The 17,604-nt window shown below is 65.3% G+C and carries 17 protein-coding genes; 15 read left to right on the top strand and 2 right to left on the bottom strand.

The features are described 5' to 3' along the window. Window positions 1-127: 127 nt before the first annotated feature. Both ACTOXK_RS09350 and ACTOXK_RS09355 read right to left on the bottom strand, forming a co-directional pair. Entirely contained in the window at window positions 128-748 is a 621-nt protein-coding gene (locus tag ACTOXK_RS09350) for a 4Fe-4S dicluster domain-containing protein (RefSeq protein ID WP_482276741.1), read from the bottom strand. Between the two features lie 29 nt (window positions 749-777). After that, entirely contained in the window at window positions 778-3,195 is a 2,418-nt protein-coding gene (locus ACTOXK_RS09355) for a DMSO/selenate family reductase complex A subunit (protein WP_482276742.1), read from the bottom strand. Between the two features lie 262 nt (window positions 3,196-3,457). Between ACTOXK_RS09355 and ACTOXK_RS09360 the strand changes: the two genes are divergently transcribed. The 15 genes from ACTOXK_RS09360 to dnaE all read left to right on the top strand — a co-directional run. Continuing rightward, on the top strand, window positions 3,458-5,041 hold the full coding sequence (locus ACTOXK_RS09360; protein WP_482276743.1) for a helix-turn-helix transcriptional regulator: 1,584 nt from the start codon (window positions 3,458-3,460) through the stop codon (window positions 5,039-5,041). A 118-nt stretch (window positions 5,042-5,159) separates the two neighbouring features. Beyond that, window positions 5,160-5,621, top strand: a complete 462-nt coding sequence (rpiB, locus tag ACTOXK_RS09365) for a ribose 5-phosphate isomerase B (RefSeq protein ID WP_482276744.1) — start codon at window positions 5,160-5,162, stop codon at window positions 5,619-5,621. Between the two features lie 209 nt (window positions 5,622-5,830). Beyond that, complete coding sequence (glyA, locus tag ACTOXK_RS09370) at window positions 5,831-7,087, top strand: serine hydroxymethyltransferase (protein ID WP_482279326.1); 1,257 nt, start codon at window positions 5,831-5,833, stop codon at window positions 7,085-7,087. Between the two features lie 186 nt (window positions 7,088-7,273). Then, window positions 7,274-7,912, top strand: a complete 639-nt coding sequence (gene upp / locus ACTOXK_RS09375) for a uracil phosphoribosyltransferase (protein WP_482278716.1) — start codon at window positions 7,274-7,276, stop codon at window positions 7,910-7,912. A gap of 233 nt (window positions 7,913-8,145) precedes the next feature. Further along, window positions 8,146-8,604: a deoxycytidylate deaminase gene (locus ACTOXK_RS09380; protein ID WP_482278717.1), complete on the top strand. Its 459-nt coding sequence runs from the start codon at window positions 8,146-8,148 to the stop codon at window positions 8,602-8,604. A 347-nt stretch (window positions 8,605-8,951) separates the two neighbouring features. Further along, window positions 8,952-9,233: a hypothetical protein gene (locus tag ACTOXK_RS09385; protein ID WP_482278718.1), complete on the top strand. Its 282-nt coding sequence runs from the start codon at window positions 8,952-8,954 to the stop codon at window positions 9,231-9,233. Between the two features lie 18 nt (window positions 9,234-9,251). After that, window positions 9,252-10,025 carry a F0F1 ATP synthase subunit A gene (gene atpB, locus ACTOXK_RS09390; RefSeq protein WP_135970892.1) on the top strand — a complete coding sequence of 258 codons (774 nt, stop codon included), beginning with the start codon at window positions 9,252-9,254 and terminating at the stop codon, window positions 10,023-10,025. Window positions 10,026-10,182: 157 nt separating this feature from the next. Further along, on the top strand, window positions 10,183-10,401 hold the full coding sequence (atpE, locus tag ACTOXK_RS09395) for an ATP synthase F0 subunit C (protein ID WP_022739598.1): 219 nt from the start codon (window positions 10,183-10,185) through the stop codon (window positions 10,399-10,401). Window positions 10,402-10,458: 57 nt separating this feature from the next. After that, on the top strand, window positions 10,459-11,067 hold the full coding sequence (gene atpF, locus ACTOXK_RS09400) for a F0F1 ATP synthase subunit B (protein WP_369872567.1): 609 nt from the start codon (window positions 10,459-10,461) through the stop codon (window positions 11,065-11,067). After that, complete coding sequence (gene atpH, locus ACTOXK_RS09405; RefSeq protein WP_482279325.1) at window positions 11,057-11,635, top strand: ATP synthase F1 subunit delta; 579 nt, start codon at window positions 11,057-11,059, stop codon at window positions 11,633-11,635. Before atpF ends, atpH begins: the two co-directional genes overlap by 11 nt. Then, window positions 11,629-13,200, top strand: a complete 1,572-nt coding sequence (gene atpA / locus ACTOXK_RS09410; RefSeq protein WP_482279913.1) for a F0F1 ATP synthase subunit alpha — start codon at window positions 11,629-11,631, stop codon at window positions 13,198-13,200. Before atpH ends, atpA begins: the two co-directional genes overlap by 7 nt. Before the next feature lie 12 nt (window positions 13,201-13,212). Further along, on the top strand, window positions 13,213-14,142 hold the full coding sequence (gene atpG / locus ACTOXK_RS09415; protein WP_482279348.1) for an ATP synthase F1 subunit gamma: 930 nt from the start codon (window positions 13,213-13,215) through the stop codon (window positions 14,140-14,142). Beyond that, entirely contained in the window at window positions 14,143-15,588 is a 1,446-nt protein-coding gene (atpD, locus tag ACTOXK_RS09420) for a F0F1 ATP synthase subunit beta (protein ID WP_482278544.1), read from the top strand. Then, window positions 15,588-16,025 (top strand): F0F1 ATP synthase subunit delta/epsilon, encoded by a 438-nt coding sequence (locus ACTOXK_RS09425; protein WP_482278545.1) that lies wholly within the window; start codon window positions 15,588-15,590, stop codon window positions 16,023-16,025. Before atpD ends, ACTOXK_RS09425 begins: the two co-directional genes overlap by 1 nt. A gap of 368 nt (window positions 16,026-16,393) precedes the next feature. Continuing rightward, a partial coding sequence (gene dnaE, locus ACTOXK_RS09430; protein ID WP_482279914.1) for a DNA polymerase III subunit alpha occupies window positions 16,394-17,604 on the top strand: 1,211 nt, incomplete at its 3' end.

Raw genomic sequence — 17,604 nt, forward strand, 5'->3', positions numbered from 1 at the left:
CCTTAGGGCCGCGCGGCGGAAAAACGGGGCGGGGGCGCCCATGGTAGCGCACCCCCGCCCGAAAAGCGCCTGAAAGACGTCGTTGCGGCGCCCGGCCGTTCGTTTCCCTCGGTCGGGGTCGCGGCCCTTAGGCCACTTCGAGGGGATTGCCGATGAAGCCCTCGTCGGAGCCGGCGGCGCGGGCATCGGCCGTCGGGGTCATGAAGTAGTTCGGCTCGGTCTCGGCCGGATCGGGCAGCGGGGCCACCGCTCCGCGCTCGCCGAGGGCCGCCATGGCCCCGGCGTCGCCGAACTTCAGGGCCCGGGCCGGACAGGCCATGACGCAGGCGGGCAGCTCGCCGGCGGCCACCAGGTCGGCGCAGCCGTCGCAGCGCACGGCCTTCACCGTCTCGGGATCCACCTTCGGGGCGCCGTAGGGGCAGGCGTTCACGCAGGTGCCGCAGCCGATGCAGGACTCGGCGTCCACGGCCATGAGCCCGGTCTCGTCGTCCTTGCTGATGGCGCCCTGGGGACAGTTCGCCATGCAGATGGGCTTGTCGCAGTGGTTGCAGCTGACCGAGGTGTAGTAGCTGAAGCAGGAGGTGGTGCAGGTGCCGTCGGCGCCCTTCTCGGTGGTGCCGCCGGTGTACTCCCAGACGCGGCGGTAGGCCAGCCCCGTGTCCAGGTTGTTCTTATCCTTGCAGGCGAACACGCAGGTCTTGCAGCCGGTGCAGCGCGTGCCGTCGAAGTAGAAAGCAAGTTGTGCCATGATGTCTCATCCTTTCCGTGCGCGCGGCCCTAGGCCTTGGTGACCTGGCAGATGTTGGTGTGCTGGGGGTTGCCCTTGGCGAAGGGCGAGGGGCGATGGGTGGTCAGGGTGTTGATGCAGCCGCCCTTGTCCACGCGGTCGCCGTTCATGTCGGCGTCGTGCCAGGCGCCCTGGGCGCAGGCCACGGTGCCGGGGATGACGCGGGGCGTCACCTTGGCCAGCAGCTCCATGGCGCCGAACTGGTTCTCCACGCGGACGGTATCGCCCTGCTCGATGCCGCGCTCGGCGGCGTCGGCCGGGTTGATCCAGGCCTCCTGGGGGTTCAGCTCCTTCAGGATCTCCACGCCGCCCCAGGACGAGTGCAGGCGGCCCCGGTAGTGGAAGCCGGACAGCTGGAGGGGGAACTCGTCGGTGACGGTCTCGGCGCCGTACCACTCGGGGGCGTAGACCGGGATGGGGGCCACGAAGTCGTCGTCGGCGAACTCGTGGGCCGCGATGTAGTCGGCCAGGGCCTCGGAGTAGATCTCGATCTTGCCCGAGGGGGTGTCCAGGGGGTTGGCCACGGGGTCGGCGCGGAACTCGGCCATGGCGATGACGGCGCCGGCCGGGTTCTTGCGGGTGTAGACGCCCATTTCCATGGCCTCTTCGTAGGTGGGCAGCTCGGGATCCTTCTCACGGGAGGTCTCGTAGCACTCCCGGAGCCAGTCCTCCTGGGTCTTGCCTTCGGTGAAGGCCTCCTCCTTGCCGAGCGCCGCGGCGATGAGAGCGGCGGCGTCGTAGGCGCTCTTGCGCTCGAACTTCGGCGCGTAGGGCTCGGAGCCGGCGAGCATGTAGCCGCCGTCGCCGCCCGTGCCGATCATGGAGGGCTGCTCGAGGCGGAACAGGTCGGGGAGGATGACGTCGGAGTACTTGAGCGAGTCGGTCATGAGGATGTCGGAGCCGAGCACGAACTGGCACTTGCTCTCGTCGGACATCACGTCGTGGACCCAGTTGATGTCGGAGTTCTGGTTCGTGATGCAGTTGCCTGCGTAGTTGATGACGAACTTGATGTCGCAGGGCAGCTGGTCGACGCCGGTCACGCCGTCGGCCTTCTCGGTCATCTCGTGGCCGCGGTCGATGGCGTCCACCATGGAGAACACCGAGATCTTCGCCTTCACGGGGTTCTCGCCGTCGGGCATGCTGGTGAGGTTGACGCTGTAGGAGCCCTCGCGCAGGCCGTTGCTCGTGCCCGGCAGGCCGATGTTGCCCGTGAGGATGGGCAGCATGCAGATGGACCAGCCGGTCATCTCACCGTTGCTGCGGCGCTGCGGGCCCCAGCCCTGGTCGACGAACAGGGCCTCTGCCGCGGCGATCTCGCCGGCCAGGGCGCGGATCTTGTCGGCGGCGATGCCGGTGATGGGGGCGGCCCATTCCGGCGTCTTCTCCACCTTGTCGTAGCCGGTGCCCATGATGTAGTCCTGGTAGGACTTATGCTGGCCCTGGGCCGAGGCAGGCAGGGTGGCCTCGTCGAAGCCGACGCAGTAGGTGTCCAGGAATTCCTTGTCCACCTGGTTGTTCGCGATGAGCTCATGGGCGATGGCCGCCACGAGGGCCGCGTCGGTGCCGGGGTTGATGGGCAGCCACTCGTCGGAGCGGCCGGCCAGGGAGTCGTTGAAGCGGGGATCGATCACGTAGATCTTACCCTTGGTCATCTCGCGCATGGCCACGTAGTCGTGGTGGGACACCGCGCCGCCCTGGCGCGTCTCCACGGGGCTCGTGCCGAACATGAGCACCAGGTCGGAATCGCGGGCGGCCGACAGGGACGAGCCCGCGCCCACGCTGGCGCCGAAGATGTAGGGGGTGATCCACATGAGCTGGGCCAGGGAGTAGTTGCCGTAGAAGGCCAGGTACCCGTTGCCGAGCGAGTTCAGCAGGCGGAACCACGGGCGGGCGGTCACGCCGTAGTTGCCGGTGCAGTAGTTCATGTACACGGCCTCGGGCCCGTAGTTGTCGATGACCTCCTGGTAGTTGCGGGCGATGATCTCGATGGCCTCGTCCCAGGTGATCTGCTCGTACTTGCCCTCGCCGCGCTTGGAGCCCTCGGCTCGCTTCATGGGGTAGTTGATGCGGTCGGGGTGGTTCACCCAGGCGCGATAGGCGCGGCCGCGCAGGCAGGCACGGGGCTGGATGTCGTCCATGTCGTCGCTGTCGGCGGCGTAGGTCTCCACGCGCACGATCTCGTCGTCGACGACGTGGAGCTTGAGCGCGCAGCGGCCCGGGCAGTTGATGGCGCAGTGGTTCCAGACGATCTTCTCCTCCACCGGCGCCGGCTCGGCCTTCCCATCGGCTCCCGTCTCGGCGAGCTCGGACGAGCAGCCGAACAGCGTGGCGCCACCGAGGGTGGCGGCACCGAGGCCGGCCAGGGCGGAACCCTGGACGAAGGTGCGGCGACTCAGTTCCTTAGACATTGCGTCCCTCCTCTTTCTCTTCCTCGTGGGTACGGCGGCCGCGCTCTCCCGCGGCCGTGAGAACCTTCCCGCCCGCGCGCCCCCTCAAGAGCGGCCGCGCGGTGCCGGGAATGGCGAAATCCTAGTCCACGGAGGTTCATCCCTTGTCGCATAATGTATGTGAATTCCAGAAAAAACCTGGTCAGAAGGGGGTTGGTCGGTCCCATTTCCTCGGGCACTTGCTTTACAATGACAGGGTCGGCACCGGGGTGGGGAGGAAGTCATGGAACGCGGGAACGGCAGCGGGGGAGGGCCGATCACCGGCAGCCTGCTCTATCGATTGCTCAAGCCCAATGCGGCTTCCCTGGGCTACGGGCTCTTCCTTGCCATCAACGCGGCCAGCGTCTGGGGCGGCGTGTTCCCCTTCCTGCCCCTGGAGTTCCAGACCCGCGGCATCATCTTCTGGTTCTTCCTGTGCCAGTCCCTCGTGTTCTCCTTGAGCTATCTCGCCAGCCTGCTGGGATCCTACTTCCTGCCCCGGGCCACGCGGAGCTTCCTCGTGCAGTTCACCATCGCCCCCTACTTCCTCGGGTGGTGCTGCCTCATCGGGGCCATCTACTTCGACGACTGGGCCCTTCGGCTCGTGGCCGTCGGCGGCGCGCTGCTGGGCCTGGGCTCGGCGGGGTTCTACATGCTCTGGCAGCGCCTCTTCGCCTCCATGGCCTCGGAGGAGGGGGATCGCAACCTCATCGGCGGCACCGTGTGGGGCGCGGTGTTCTACTTCGCCCTCTACCTCATTCCCGTGGCGGTGACCGCCTTCCTCATCCCGCTCGTGTTCCTGCCCCTGTTCGCTTTGGCCATCGTCCTCAAGAGCCGCGACATCAACCGGGATCAGCCGATGTTCGAGGATGTGCCCCGGGAGCACCCCCAGGTGTACCGCCGCGTCATCGGCGACTACTGGCGCAGCGCCCTGTGCGTGGGGGCGCTCGGGTTCTGCACGGGCATCATGCGCTCCCTGGCCGTGGGCAACCCCTCCGTGGGCTCGCTCGTCAACGTGCTGTCCATGGCCGCGACCCTCGTGGCGGCCCTCGCCCTGCTCATCGCCTGGCGCCACCAGGACCTCCACATGGACGTTGTCGGGGCCTACCAGGCGTTCTTTCCCTTCGTCATCACGTCGTTTCTGCTGCTGCCCTTTCTCGCGCCCGAGTACGAGCGGTGGCTCGCGGCGGTGCTCTACGCGGTGTACAGCGTGGCCATCGTGCTCATGATGATCCAGTGCGCCCAGGCCTCGCGCAACCGCGGTATCAACCCCGTCTTCATCTACGGCTTCTTCGGCTGCATCGTCTACATGCTCCATGACGTGGGCTTTCTCGGAGGCACCTTCGCCGAGGGCATTCGCTACGCCGGCATCGCCCCCTTGGCGGGCATCGCCCTGGCGGCGGTGTACCTGCTCGGGCTCATGTACTTCGTGGGCCAGGGCGGCTTCCGGCGCCTGTTCTCGCGCCGCGCCGCCGAGGAGCCGGCCGACCGCAGCGCCCGGTCCACGGGCATCGAGCTGGTGGCCCTCCAGCCCCGGGCCCCGAAGCCCCGGCCGGGCCAGGCGGCGCCGGTCTGGCAGGACCGCATGTCGAAGCAGGCGGCCCTCGTGCAGCGCCACTACCGCCTGAGCGCCCGGGAGACCGAGGTCATGGAGCTGATCGCCCGGGGCAACACCGTCACCCGCATCGCCGAGGACCTCGTGGTGTCCGAGAACACCATCCGCACCCACTGCCGGCGGCTCTACGCCAAGCTCGGCGTCCACAAGAAGCAGGAGTTCTTGGATCTCGTCCGCTCCTTCGATCCGGCGGAATTGGGGGAAGAGGGCTAGGGCGTTCCGTGTCCGATTTCCGATTCTTTTCTCGGTTGGGGAATTCCGCCCGGCGGCGCGGGGCCCGAGCGCATACAATAGGAGCGTTGTGCCCCAGCGTTGGAAAGGACGGACGCCCATGCGCGTGAGCATCGGAAGCGACCACGCCGGCTTCGAGCAGAAACAGGCCCTCGTTGATTACCTGAAGGGGAAGGGCATCGAGGTCATCGACCGCGGTCCCGCCAACGACGATCGGGTGGATTATCCCGACTACGCCGCGCCCGTGGCCCACGATGTGGCCGACGGCGCCGCCGACTTCGGCGTGCTCGTGTGCGGCACCGGCATCGGCATGGCCGTGGCGGCCAACAAGGTCCGCGGCGTGCGGGCGGTGAACATCATCAACACCGAGTTCGCCGCGCTCTCCCGCGAGCACAACGACGCGAACCTCATCACCCTGTCGGGCCGCTTCGTGCCCCTGGCCGAGAACGAGCGCATTCTGGACACCTTCTTCGCCACCCCCTTCGGCGAGGGTCGCCACGCGGGACGGGTCGAGAAGATCATGGCTCTTGAGTCCGTTCGTCCTGGCGGACAAACGGACTAGCCGACGCCGCGGCTCCGACAGGCACCTGCCTCTGCACTTCAGGGCTTGCCCTCACGGCGCAAAGGCCGCTCGGCCGCCCTTCAGCACCGATGCAGGCACCTGCCGAGCCCTCGCTGACTTCCTGGGGCGAACCAGGGAGAACGTATGATGCTGGAATACTGAGATACCTGTTGGATGCGTAGGTACCTATAAAGGGAAGGAACGGTTTTATGGCTTTGGAATTTCTCGCGGGGGAAGACCCTCAGGTAGCGGAGTGTCTGCGGGCTGAGTTGGCCCGTCAGCGCGGAAGCGTGGAGCTCATCGCGTCGGAGAACTTCACCTCCCGCGCGGTTATGGAAGCCGTGGGCAGCGTGCTCACTAACAAGTACGCCGAGGGCTACCCGGGCAAGCGCTATTACGGCGGCTGCGAGAAGGTCGATATGGTGGAGGATCTGGCCCGCGACCGTGCCTGCGAGCTGTACGGCGCCAAGTACGCCAACGTGCAGCCCCATTCCGGCGCCAGCGCGAACTTCGGCGCCTACCTGTCCATCGTCGAGCCCGGCGACACGGTGCTCGGCATGAGCCTCGATCACGGCGGCCACCTTACCCACGGCAGCCCGGTGAACTTCTCGGGGCTTCTGTACAACATCGTCTCCTACGGCGTGGACCCCGAGACCGAGGTCATCGACTACGACGAGGTGGAGCGCATCGCCAAGGAATGCCGTCCGAAGGTGATCGTGGCCGGCGCCTCGGCCTACCCGCGCTTCATCGACTTCGAGCGCATGGCCGAGATCGCCCACGGCGTAGGTGCCTACCTCATGGTGGACATGGCCCACATCGCCGGCCTCGTGGCCGCGGGCCTGCACCCGAGCCCGGTGCCCCATGCCGATATCGTCACTTCCACGAGCCATAAGACCCTGCGCGGACCGCGCGGCGGCTTCATCCTCACTAACTCCGACGAGCTGGGGGCCAAGATCAACAAGGCCATCTTCCCCGGTGCCCAGGGCGGCCCGCTCATGCACGTCATCGCCGGCAAGGCCGTGGCCTTCGGCGAGGCGCTGCGCCCGGCGTACCGCACCTATATGGAGTCTGTGGTGGAGAACTGCCGCACCCTCGGCCAGGGCATGATCGACGGCGGCCTGCGCCTCGTGTCCGGCGGCACCGACAACCACCTGTGCCTCGTAGACCTCACCGCTTCCGACATCACCGGCAAGGATGCCGAGAAGCTGCTGGAGAGCGTGGGGCTCACGGCGAACAAGAACTCCATCCCCAACGAGCAGCGCTCGCCCTTCGTGACGAGCGGCATCCGCGTGGGAAGCGCCGCGGCCACCACCCGCGGATTTACCGCCGAGGACTTCTACGAGGTGGGCCAGCTCATCGCCACCACGGTGTTCAACGCCGCCGATGAGGCCAAGCTCGCCGACGTCCGCCGCCGCGTGAACGCCCTGCTGGACGCCCACCCGCTGTACCCGGGGCTGGAGTACTAGGCAATAAAGTGAGGGCAGGGGAAGGGCCCGGCGACGGTTTGCGCGCAGATTCCGCAGACTCGGAAATATTGGGGTAAAATCCCTACACCAATATTTCCGAAAGCGAGGACTTGCCCGAGCACGAGCCGCCGCCGGGCCCTTCCCCGGTGGGACTGCCTTCTCGATCCACACGAAAGGAAGCGCGTTATGGAGTACAACGACCGCGTCGTCGTCATCGATCATCCCATGGTGCAGCACAAGCTGTCGAAGCTGCGCAACAAGAACACCTCCTCCAAGGACTTCCGCCAGCTCGTGCGCGAGTTGGCCCTGTTCGAGGGCTACGAGGCCACCCGCGACCTGGCCCTGGAGGACGTGAAGGTGGAGACCCCCATCTGCACGGCCGACTGCAAGCAGGTGGCGGGCAAGAAGATGGTGATCGTGCCCATCCTGCGCGCCGGTTTGGGCATGGTGGACGGCCTGCAGGAACTCATGCCCTCCACCTTCGTGGGCCATCTGGGCATGTACCGCGACCCCGAGACCCACGAGCCCCACGAGTACTACGCCAAGCTGCCCGACAGCATCGACCAGCGCGACGTGCTCGTGGTGGACCCGATGCTCGCCACCGGCGGCTCGGCCGTGGCGGCTATCCAGTACCTGCGTAAGCAGGGCGTGAAGAACATCAAGCTCATGGTGCTCGTGGCCGCCCCCGAGGGCATCGAGGCAGTGCTCGCCGCCGATCCCGACGTGCGCATCTACACCTGCTCCATCGACGAGGGACTGAACGACCGCGCCTACATCGTGCCCGGCCTCGGCGACGCCGGCGACCGCATCTTCGGCACGAAGTAAGTTTTATTGAGCTAGCGCAGGCGAAAGACCCGGCGGCTGTCCGCGCGCAGATTCCGCAGACTCGGAAATTCTGGTGTAGAATTCCCACACCAATATTTCCGAAAGCGAGGACGTGCCCGAGCACGGGCAGCCGCCGGGTCTTCCGCCGGAGGGATCGGCGCCGAAGGCGAACAGCGGAGCGGGGCGTGCCTGCGGAGTGCGGGCACCCCGTCCCGAGATGGGAAGGAGCACCAATGTCAGTGGATAACCGCCCCAGTTGGGACGAGTACTTCATGGGCCTGGCCAACCAGGTGGCCGAGCGCACCACATGTTTGCGCCGCGGGGTGGGGGCTATCATTGTGAAGGACCGCCGCATCCTGGCCACGGGCTACAACGGCGTGCCCACCGGGCTCGCCCATTGCTCCGAGACCGGGTGTCTGCGCCAGCAGCTCGGCGTGCCGAGCGGCCAGCGCCACGAGATCTGCCGCGGCCTGCACGCTGAGCAGAACGCCATCATCCAGGCGGCCCGCTTCGGCACCGATATCGACGGCGCTACCATCTATGTGAACACCCAGCCCTGCGTCGTGTGCGCCAAGATGCTCATCAACGCCGGCATCAAGGAGATCGTGTACCAGAACCCGTACCCCGACGAGCTCTCCCAACAGCTCCTCGCCGAATCCGGCATCCTCGTCCGCGAGTACACGGGCGAGTAGGGAAGTAGAGCGCGCTCTTCTCCTCAACTAAAGGTTGAGTATAGAGGAGGAGGCGGGTGTCCCAACCGAGCGAGTTCCACAGCGACGGGAAGTGTCCAGTGGACACTTCCCCAAAGCGAGGACTGTCTGAGCGAATTGGGATACCCGCCTCCTCCGACTGAGGGGAGCCGCAACCAAGTTTCGTGCACGTGCACAATTTTCCCAGATCACAGGGCCGCCCGACCACGCGAACTTTTCACCGCTCACCAATTAAAGGGTTGTTTCGGGTGCCATTTGTTAGGGAGCCGTTATCATACGTTACGGTTTATTGGGTTTTCAGCGCGTAGGCGCCCAAACGGAAGCAGGGTATGGCACTGGCAATCGCACTCGGCGTGGCAACGGGCATAGTGGGGTTCTCCCCGCTTGTGTTCGGTTTGTACCGGGTGAGGCACATGACGGACTCGGGCAATTTCGGACATATGGGCGTGCTCATGGTCTGCCTTCTCATCTCGTTCATCCTCATGTTCGCCGCCGCTCTTCTCTGCATCTCGCTGGCCCGCGATCTCGCGCTGCCCTTCGTCCTGTCGGAAGCCGTGGCGCTTTCGCTCACCGCCATCGTTTTCGGTGTGAGCAAGCTGGTCCGGAAATAGCATAGGAAAGGTTGATACGTGGACGCTCTTTCAACTCTCTCGGCTGAGGTGCCCCATCTCCAGGCATCCTTCGATCCCACCGTCGTGTTCGGCGGGGTCACCCAGTACATTGTCTGGATGGTCATCTGCTGGATCATCACCTGCGCTATCGTGCTCGTGGTGGCCAAGAAGCTCACCCTCATCCCCACGAACAAGTTCGTGAACACCGTGGAGTACGGCTACCAGTTCGTGCGCAACGACATGGGCGAGGGCATCATCGGCCACGGCTTCAAGAAGCACGTGCCGTTTCTGGCCACGATGTTCTTCTTCATTCTCGTGTCGAACTTCGTGGGCCTCATCCCCGGCTGCAAGACCCCGACGGGCACCATCTCGGTGACCTGGGCGCTGGCCACCATCTCGTTTATCTACTTCAATGTCTGGGGCATCAAGGCCAAGGGCGGTTTGGGCTACCTGAAGTCCTTCGCTCCGGCCGGGCTGCCCAAGCCCATGGTGCCGGTCATCTGGTTTTTGGAGCTCATCTCCACCTGCATCCGCTGGCTGACCCTGGCCGTCCGACTCTACGGCAACATGTTCGCCGGCCACATGGTCCTCGGCATCTTCGCCCTGGCCTCCAGCGTGTTCCTCACCGTGGGCATCCAGGCGCTCGACCCCGTTTCCAGCGTGCTGTCGCTGCCCTGGTTCCTGCTGCTCATCGCCATGTACGCCCTGGAGACGCTCGTCGCCTTCCTGCAGGCCTACGTGTTCACGGTGCTCTCCGCGGTCTACATCCAGATCGCCACGTCGGCCCACTAGGCCGCAAAGGGCCTGCGGGTCCCAAGCGCCCTCGGCGCCGGGAGGTTGGAAGGCCTCCGCACCCCATTGGGTTAAGCCGGCTCCTCCAAAGCCGGAGACCATATCCGTTAAGTGTTTTTGGGAAACAGGCTCAAAAACGACCTTTAAGGAGGAAATTGTGGAAACTGTTTTCGTCATCGCTGCGCTGAAGCTCGTCGGCTACGGCCTGGCCACCATCGGCCCTGGCCTGGGCATCGGCATCGCCTGCTACGGCTGCTGCGTGGGCACCGCCCGCCAGCCCGAGGTGGGTGGCCGTCTGTTCACCAACTTCATCATCGGCGCCGCTCTGGCCGAGGCCCTGGCCCTCATCGGCTTCGTGCTCGCGTTCATCCTCTAAATCCGGCACGTATTCAATTCGGAAAAGCCTACGTATAGGCAAGAAAGAGGTATGCACGTGAAGACAAGAGCGAACAAAGCAGTTGCCCAGGCCGCCTTCGGTGCCCTGGCTCTGAACGCTGCTTTCCCTGCGCTCGCGTTTGCTAGCGAAGAGGAGTCCGGCGGCCTGTCCGCCATTCTCCCCGACATGGCGGAGTTCATCCCCATGCTCATCGCCTTCATCATCCTGTGGATCATTCTCGCGAAGTTCGGCTGGCCCATGTTCGCCGGCATGCTCGAGAAGCGCGAGAACACCATCCGCGAGGCTCTGAAGAAGTCCGAGGAGGCTCAGATTGAGAGCGAGCGCGTGCTTGCGGAGTACCAGCAGCAGCTGGCCGACGCCAAGACCCAGTCGGCCCAGATCATCGCTGATGCCCGCGCGGTGGGCGAGGCCGTGAAGGCCGACATCACCGCCCAGGCCCAGACCGAGGCGGCCGACATGATCGCCAAGGCCAAGGCCGCCATCGAGGCTGAGAAGAAGGCCGCCGTGGCCGAGCTCCAGTCTTCGATCGCCGACACGTCCGTGGACGTGGCCGCCCGCCTCATCGGCGAGGATCTCACCGAGGGCGAGCATCGCGCGATCATCGAGCGCTACGTCAAAGAGGCTGGGAGCTTCAATGGCAACTAATCGTCTCGTCGTCAAAGAGGAAGTCGCCGTCTTCGCGTCGGTGCTCTTCGACAGCGCCAACGGGGCCGGCGGCCAGGAGGCCGTGCTTCAGGTGCGCGAGCAGATGGCCGAGGTCATCCGCCTCATGCGCTCCGATCTGGACCTCACCATGGCGCTCTCGAACCCGGATTTCACCCCCGAGGCGCGCCGGGCGCTGGTGGAGAACGTCTTCGCCGAGTGCCACCTGGCGTTTCGCGAGGTGCTGGCGGTCATGGCCGAGCGTGGCCAGGCCGACCTGCTGCCCCGGGTGAACGACGAGTTCCGCGCCCTGCTGGGCGAGCGATTGGGAATCTGCGTGGTCGACGTGACCACCGCGGTGCCCCTTGACGACGGGCTGCGCCAGCTTATTACGGAAAAAGCCGAAGCCGATCTGGGGAAGAAGGCGGTGCTGCGCGAGCGCATCGACAAGTCTATCTTGGGCGGCATCATCATGGACGTGGACGGGAACTACATCGATGCGAGCATGATCTCGCAGCTGAACCGCGCCCGCAACGTCCTCAAAGACACAACAGATGGAGGTGAATGCTAGTGACTGAAATCACCGCACAGTCCATTGACGCCGCGCTGAAGAAGCAGCTCGAGGCGCTGAACGTCAGCGTCGAGTCCCGCGAAGTGGGCACGGTCATCCAGGTCGGCGACGGCATTGCGCGCGTCGACGGTCTCCGCGATGCCATGGCCGGTGAGCTGCTCGAGTTCATCGGAGAGGGCGGCAAGACCGTGTACGGTCTGGCCCAGAACCTCGAAGAGGACGAGGTCGGCGCCGTGCTTTTGGGTGACGTCACCGCAATCAAGGAAAACGACCAGGTCCGCACGACCGGCCGTATCGTGGAGGTTCCCGCCGGCGAGTCCATGCTCGGCCGCGTGGTGAACCCGCTCGGCCAGCCGATCGACGGCAAGGGCCCCATTAAGGCCGAGGGCACCCGTCCCGTGGAGTTCAAGGCTCCGGGCGTTATCTCCCGTCAGCCGGTGAACGAGCCCATGCAGACCGGTATCCTGGCCATCGACTCCATGGTGCCGATCGGCCGCGGCCAGCGCGAGCTCATCATCGGCGACCGCCAGACCGGCAAGACCGCTATCGCCATCGACGCCATCATCAACCAAAAAGATCAGGACATGATCTGCATCTACGTCGCCATCGGCCAGAAGGCCTCCACGGTGGCCGGCGTGGTGGAGACCCTCGAGCGCCACGGCGCCATGAAGAACACCATCATCGTGGCCGCCACCGCCTCCGATTCCGCTCCGCTGCAGTACATCGCGCCGATGGCCGGCGCCGCCATGGGCGAGTACTTCGTCTACAATGGCGCCAACGGCCAGCCGGCCGGGCCTGAGAACCGCGGCCGTGCCGTGCTCATCGTCTACGATGACCTGTCCAAGCAGGCCGTGGCCTACCGCCAGATGTCGCTGACCCTGCGCCGTCCTCCGGGACGCGAGGCCTACCCCGGCGACGTGTTCTACCTGCATTCCCGCCTGCTGGAGCGCGCGGTGAAGATGTCCGACGAGAACGGCGGCGGCTCCATGACGGCTCTGCCGATCATCGAGACCCAGGCCGGCGACGTGTCCGCCTACATCCCGACCAACGTGATCTCCATCACCGACGGTCAGATCTTCCTGCAGACCGACCTGTTCTTCCAGGGCCAGCGCCCGGCCGTCGACGTGGGCATCTCGGTGTCCCGCGTGGGTGGCTCCGCGCAGATCAAGGCCATGAAGCAGGTGGCCGGCTCCCTGCGCCTGGACCTGGCGTCCTATCGCGAGTTGCAGGCCTTCACCCAGTTCGGTTCCGACCTGGACAAGGCCACGCAGGACCAGCTGACCCGCGGCTCCCACATGACGGAGCTTTTGAAGCAGGGCCGCTACAACCCGATGCCCGTCGCCGAGCAGGTCATCGCCATCTTCGCCGGCAACGAGGGCTTCCTCGACGATCTGCCGCTGGATGCCGTCGTTCGCTTCCGTACCGAGTTGCTCTCCTCGATCCGCGCCTCCAAGCCGCAGATCATCGAGACGATCAACAAGGAGAAGAAGCTCTCCGACGAGACCAAGGCCGCTCTGAAGGAGGCCATCGCCGCCTTCAAGCAGTCCTTCGACGCCGTAGCGTAAGGTAGGTAGACCATGCCCAACCTACACGACATCGAACGGCGAATCAAATCCGTCACCTCGACGAAGCAGATCACGCGCACCATGGAAATGGTCGCCGCTGCCAAGATTCGCCGCGCTTCCGAGCGCGTGGACAACGCGCTCCCTTGGGCGGTCGCCATCTCAGACATGCTCATCAGCACGGCAAAGTACGCTCATCTGGATACGGAGCCGCTGCTGCAGGTCCACGACGAGGTGAAGCGGGTGCTCATCGTAGCCGTCACCTCCGACCGCGGCCTTGCCGGCGGCTTCAACACCAACGTGCTTCGCTATGTGGAGAAGCTCACGAAGGAAAAGCAGCGCGAAGGTGCCGAGGTGGAGGTGGCTGCCTGTGGCAAGAAGGCCATCGGGTACTTCACCTACCGCGGCATCGAGCCGGTGTTCTCCTTCGCGGGATACTCGGCCGACCCTGAGTTCGCCCAGGCCGCCGAGCTGTCCGGCTACGTGATGCAGGCCTATGCCGAGGGCAAGCTCGACGAGGTGTTCATCGTGTACAACCACGCGAAGAACGCTGCCGAGCAGTCCTTGGTGGAGCAGCAGGTGCTGCCGGTGAAGGAGGAGTCCTACGCGGACCTTCTTGGCCTGAAGGCCAAGGAGGAGGACGTGTTCAAGTCCTTCCGCGAGCGGGACGACTCCTCGATCCCGGGCGACATCGACTTCGAGCCGAGCACGGAGTCGGTCATGTCCTACATGATGAACGCCTACCTGAACAACGCGTTTTACTACGCGATGCTCGATTCCGCAGCGGGCGAACAAGGTGCCCGCCGCAACGCGATGAAGTCGGCCACCGACAACGCGAACGAGATGGTCTCCACCCTGGAGCGCGTGTACAACACCGTGCGCCAGGGCGCCATTACCACGGAGATCACCGAGATCGTGGGCGGTGCCGCAGCTTTGGAGGATTAAATGGCTGAAACTACTTCTACTGAAGCGGCCAAGGGAGGCGCCATCGGACGCATCGTCCGTATCGTCGGCGCCGTTGTGGATGTGGAGTTCCCGGCAGACGCCATGCCGGCCATCTACAACGCCCTGACCGTGAAGGCAACGACCCCTTCGGGCGAGGTTTCCACCGTGCTCGAGGTGCAGACGCACCTCCCCGGTGACATCGTCCGCACCGTCGCCATGACGTCCACCGACGGCATGGTGCGCGGCCTGGAGGCCCAGGACACTGGCGCCCCCATCATGATGCCCGTGGGCAAGGCGACCCTCGGCCGCATCTGGAACGTGCTGGGCGAGCCCGTGGACGGCAAGCCCATGCCCGAGGACGTGGAGTGGCGCCCGATTCACCACCCCGCGCCCCCGTTCGACACCCTGGTCACCACCACCGAGACCTTCGAGACCGGCATTAAGGTCGTCGACCTGATCGAGCCCTACGTCAAGGGCGGCAAGACCGGTCTGTTCGGCGGCGCCGGCGTGGGCAAGACCGTGTGCATCCAGGAGCTCATCAACAACCTGGCCCAGGAGCACGGCGGCACCTCGGTGTTCACCGGCGTAGGCGAGCGTACCCGCGAGGGTACCGACCTCTACCTCGAGATGACCGATTCCGGCGTTATCGAGAAGACCTGCCTGGTCTACGGCCAGATGAACGAGCCTCCGGGAGCCCGTCTGCGCGTGGGTCTGGCGGGCCTGACCGAGGCGGAGTACTTCCGCGATCAGGGTCAGGACGTGCTGTTGTTCATCGACAACATCTTCCGCTTCACCCAGGCCGGTTCCGAGGTGTCCGCACTGCTCGGCCGTATGCCCTCCGCCGTGGGTTACCAGCCCACGCTGGCCACCGAGATGGGCGACCTGCAGGAGCGCATCTGCTCCACGCAGACCGGCTCCATCACCTCGGTGCAGGCCGTGTACGTGCCCGCCGACGACCTGACCGACCCGGCTCCGGCCACCACGTTCACCCACCTGGACGCCAAGACCGTTCTGTCCCGCGGCATTGCCGAGCTGGGCATCTACCCGGCCGTGGACCCGCTGGAGTCCACCTCTCGCGCGCTGGATCCCGAGATCGTCGGCCAGGAGCACTACGACGTAGCCATGGGCGTGCAGCAGATCCTGCAGCAGTACAAGGACCTGCAGGACATCATCGCCATTCTGGGTATGGACGAGCTGTCCGAGGATCAGAAGCTGACCGTGAACCGCGCCCGTAAGGTGCAGAAGTTCCTGGGCCAGCCCTTCCACGTGGCCGAGGTCTTCACGGGCCTGCCCGGCGTGTACGTGAAGGTGGAGGACACCGTCCGCTCCTTCAAGGAGATCCTCGACGGCAAGTGCGACCACATCCCGGAGCAGTGCTTCGTGAACAAGGGCGCCATCGAGCAGGTCTACGAGGCCTACGACGCCATGCAGAAGGACGGCAACTAATGGCCGTTATGCGCTGCACGGTGGCCCTTCCCGATCGCGCCCTGTACCAGGGTGAGATCTCCTATGCCAGCATCCCCGGATGCGACGGCTACTTCGGCGTTCTGCCCGGTCACGAGCTGTCCGTCTCGCTCAACCGCGAGGGCGGCCTGGTGACGCTGACCGTGGGCGAGAACGAGCAGGAGAAGAAGGAGTTCCTGGTCATGGGCGGCGCGACGTCGGTTCTGGACGACAAGGTGACGGTGCTCGCCCGTTTCGGAACCGCCGTGGAGGACATCGACGCCGAGGCCGTGAAGGCCGAGGCCGATGAGTGCCGCGCGATCATCGCCGAGCTGGAGAAGGCCGACGATGCGCAGGATCAGGCCACCCTCGTCACCAACCAGAAGAAGCTGGAGTGGTGCGAGGCGCAGCTGAAGCACGTGAGCGGCGCTGCCGCCTAGGGAAGCCCACGACCCTTTAAGGTCGTGCGGAGCCCTGAGGCAGCCCGCAGCATTTGAGCCTGTTTTGAGAGGGCGTCCCATCCGGGGCGCCCTTTCTCGTTGTGGAGGGAGGAGAGTCGAGGCCGTGTGGCCGCCCCGTGGCAATCCATGCAAATCTCACGGTTTGTTCGCACGGGAGGGGGCGGCGGGCTGGTATCATGGCACCCGAGCAATAACGGAACTTGAGAGCGGCCGGAAGGGAAGCGGCGCGGCGGGACAACGCCCGCAGCTGCCATGTTCTCTCGGCCCAGCATTTCAGACACAGCGCGCATAGCCACACCACAATCGAACCCGTGCGCCGCCGACCTTATCGAAGGGGCTGACACCCTATGGCATTTGTCCATCTGCACAACCATACCGAGTATTCCCTGCTCGACGGCTTGACCCATGTGAAGGATATGGTGCGCCGCGCCGCCGAACTGGGCATGCCGGCCGTGGCCATCTCCGACCACGGCGTCATGTCCGGCGTGGTGGAGCTCTCCGATGCCTGCGACGCCGTGGAGAAGGAGACCGGCGTCCGCGTGAAGCCCATCTTCGGCTGCGAGGTGTACTTCACCGCCGACGAGTCGCTGCGCAAGGACGTGAAGCCGAAGCTGTACCATCTGCTGCTGCTGGCCAAGACCAACGAGGGCTACCACAACCTGCTGAAGCTGGTCAGCGAGTCCCATGTGGACAACTTCTACTACAAGCCCCGCACCACCTTCTCCATGCTGCAGAAGTACGGCCGCGGCATCATCGGCACCTCGGCCTGCATCGGCGGCATCATTCCGAAGCTGCTGGACGACCGCCGCTTCGAGGACGCCGTGGAGTGGGCGAAGAAGTTCGCCAGCTGCTTCGATGACGGCGATTTCTACATCGAGCTGCAGAACCAGGGCGTGCGCACCGACGCTGGCTTCACCCAGACCGAACTGAACCACCAGCTGACCGAGGTGGCCAAAGCGGCGGGCTTGAAGACCATCGCCACCAACGACTTCCACTACCTGCTTCAGGAAGATGCTCGCGCTCAGGACATCATGCTGTGCATCGGCACCGGTGCCATGGTGAACGAAGAGAAGCGCATGAAGTTCGAGAACGACCAGTTCTACATGAAGACCGAGGCCGAGATGCGCGAGGCCCTGGCCGACTTCCCCGAGGCCTGCGACAACACCGTGGAAGTGGCCGAGAAGTGCAACGTAGTGCTCGAGCGCGACTCCATCCTGCCGCGCTTCCCCCTGCCCGAGGGCGAGACCGAGGAATCCTGGTTCCGCAAGCGCGTGCAGGAGGGCCTGGAGAAGCGCTACGGCACGCCGGTGCCCGCCGACGCCCAGGAGCGCGCCGACTACGAGATGGGCATCATCATCCAGCAGGGCTTCCCGGCCTACTTCCTCATCGTGCAGGAGTACATCGAGTGGGCCCGTTCCCAGGGCATCGGCGTGGGGCCGGGCCGTGGCTCGGCGGCAGGCGCCATCGTGGCCTACGCCATGGGCATCACCGACTTGGACCCGCTGCCCAACGGCCTGCTGTTCGAGCGATTCCTCTCGCCCGAGCGCGTGGAGATGCC

This window comes from Adlercreutzia sp., from assembly GCF_056795635.1.